Source organism: Pseudomonas sp. P5_A2_2 (genome assembly GCF_054177685.1).
On record NZ_JBGCUL010000630.1, the window covers coordinates 1 to 2,658 of the forward strand.

Here is a 2,658-nt window from a genome sequence, read left to right on the forward strand (position 1 = left end):
TGGCTCGGCATGCCCTCGCTCCGGTCCTGCTCCGTGGGCCCGCCGCCATCGGCCATCCATGGCCGGCGGCGGCTAACCCGGCATCCATGCCGGGTTGCCCACTGCGCAGAACCTGCGCTCGGCCTCACGAGGGGGCGTACACCGCAACAGCGCTCGAGGCGGCCTACCGGCCGGCCTGTTTGTTGGGTTCGTTCGTCTGTGGTGTATTTGATCGACTGACAGGCCGCTTTCGCGAGCAAGCTCGTTCCCACAGGGTTTGTGGTCGGCCACAATGTTGTGTTCGACCCCGATCCACTGTGTGCGAGCTTGCTCCGGGCGGCGATCCGACGATTGCTTTTCTGAAGTCCACCGGATTTACAGAATGCGGTAAAGCAACCGCTCGATCCGCACACGACTCACGCGCTTGAGGAACCTGGCCACGCCCGCCGGGTACTCGGCGAGGGTTTCCAGGTTCTGGAAATGCTCGATACGCGAGGTGTGCTGGAAGATCTTTGTCAGCTCATCGCGACGCGGCTCCAGCAGTTCGCCATGGGGATCATCGATCAACAAGGCGTTTTCCAGATCGAGTCGAAACGCCCGTGGGTTGAGGTTGTTGCCGGTCAGCAAGGTATAGCGCCGGTCGATCCACATGCCCTTGAGGTGATAGGTGTTGTCGCCATCACGCCACAGGTGCAGGTTCAACTGGCCGCTGTCGATGTCGCGCTGATGGCGCTTGGCAAACCGGCGCAAGCTGATTTCGTACAGGTACGGCAGCGCCGAAATAACCCGGAACGGTTCGCTCGGCGGAATGTAGAAATCGTTGGCCGTCTTGTCGCCGACCACAATGTCGATCTTCACCCCACGGGCCAACGCACGGTTGATCTCGCGGATGACCGCCAGCGGCAGGTTGAAGTACGGTGTGCAAATGGTCAGTTGCTGCTGGGCGCTGGCGATCAGTTCGCAGATCACCCGGTTCAGCGGATTGTTCTTGCCGACGCCGAGCAAGGGGCTGACAGACAAACCGCTCCTGTCGGTAGTGCCCCGCGAAGTGTCGTACGCCGCGTGCTTGAGGCGGCTGCGCAGGTCGCCGATGTCATGGCGCAGGCTGCGGGTGGTCGGCAGGTTCGGCAGGTCGAGGCGGTGCACCGCCTTGGAAGCCACCAGGCCGTGCTGCACCAGGTGCTGCATCGAATCGGCCAGATCACGATTGTGCAGCAGGTGATAGCGGTCGTAGCGGTACTTGTCGAACTTGTGCAGATAGACGTTGTTCAGGCTCGCGCCACTGTAGATCACGCAGTCATCGATCACGAAGCCTTTGAGGTGCAACACACCGAACAGTTCGCGGGTTTGCACCGGGACTCCGTAGATCGGCACTTCGCTGGCATGGGTGCGGGTCATTTCCTGATACCAGGCGGAGTTGCCCGGTTGCTTGCCGGCACCAATCAGGCCGCGCTGGGCGCGCAGCCAGTCGACGACCACCACCACGTCCAGTTCCGGACGCGCCAGCTTGGCCGCGTGCAAGGCATCGAGAATTTCCTGGCCGGCTTCATCCTGTTGCAGGTACAGCGCAACGATATAGATGCGCCGGGTCGCGCTGGCGATCTTCTCCAGCAGGCAACGACGGAATTCGGCAGCGCCAGAGAGGATGCCGACGGCATCGGCCGTCAGCGGAAAACTGCGCAGTTTGGGCAGCAGGGAACGTTTGAAAAGCAACGGCATAGGGCTCGCAATGGGTCGAATCCGAAGAACCCGAGAGCTTACACCATGCAAAGGTTCGGGTCTTGTTACCGTCAGTAATGACGCCATCGCGAGCAAGCTCGCTCCCACATGTTGATATGCGCTTCCCTGTGGGAGCGAGCTTGCTCGTGATAGCCATTTGTCAAACGACACAAAAACCGATTGACCATGGAGAACGATCGTTCTACTGTTAGCTACATGAACGAATTCACTAGCAATGAAACACGCGACATCATTCTGGATGTCACCGAAAAGTTGATCTACAAAAGTGGCATAGCCGCCACGGGCATGGATCTTCTGGTGAAAACCGCCGGCGTCTCCAGAAAGAGCATTTACCGCTACTTCGCCAACAAGGACGATCTGGTGGTAGCCGCCCTGCAACGTCGCGACCAGCGCTGGATGCACTGGTACAGAGGCGCAGTCTGCCAGGCACAAACCCCGGCCGAACGACTGCTTAACCTGTTTACCGTGCTCAAATCGTGGTTCGCGTCCGAGGGCTTTCGTGGCTGCGCCTTCATCAACACCAGTGGCGAAACCGGCGACCCGCAAGACCCGGTGCGCCTGGTCGCCAAAGAGCATAAACAGAAGCTGCTCGACTACGTGTGCGAGCTGTGTACCGAACATGGCGCCGAGGATCCGCAGATGCTGGCCAGACAACTGCTGATCCTGATCGATGGTGCCATTACCGTGGCGCTTGTAATGGGTGATCACAGTGCCGCCGATAATGCGCAATGCATGGCGCGAAAGTTATTGGACCTGTAGCAACCTGATCAAGCTCGACAATTGCTTGAACTTTAACTTGATACGGAGACTTGAAATGTCTGATGCCGAAGTTCGTCCGCCATTACCCCCTTTCACCCGTGAATCGGCCATTGAAAAAGTTCGCCTGGCTGAAGACGGCTGGAACTCCCGCGACCCCGAGCGCGTGTCCCTGGCCTACAC

3 protein-coding genes are annotated in these 2,658 nt (G+C 59.4%); 2 read left to right on the top strand and 1 reads right to left on the bottom strand.

The annotated features are described in order from the left end of the window. Positions 1-354: 354 nt before the first annotated feature. The gene (pssA, locus tag ACXRVY_RS23335; protein WP_223462864.1) at positions 355-1,698 is read right to left on the bottom strand and encodes a CDP-diacylglycerol--serine O-phosphatidyltransferase; all 1,344 of its coding nucleotides are present in this window, start codon (positions 1,696-1,698) and stop codon (positions 355-357) included. Positions 1,699-1,914: 216 nt separating this feature from the next. Here pssA and ACXRVY_RS23340 point away from each other — a divergent pair, with 216 nt between their 5' ends. Together ACXRVY_RS23340 and ACXRVY_RS23345 are read left to right on the top strand one after the other, a co-directional pair. Continuing rightward, positions 1,915-2,478: a TetR/AcrR family transcriptional regulator gene (locus ACXRVY_RS23340; RefSeq protein WP_223462865.1), complete on the top strand. Its 564-nt coding sequence runs from the start codon at positions 1,915-1,917 to the stop codon at positions 2,476-2,478. Positions 2,479-2,533: 55 nt separating this feature from the next. Further along, on the top strand, positions 2,534-2,658 hold a 125-nt coding region (locus tag ACXRVY_RS23345; protein ID WP_458238357.1), incomplete at its 3' end, for a DUF1348 family protein.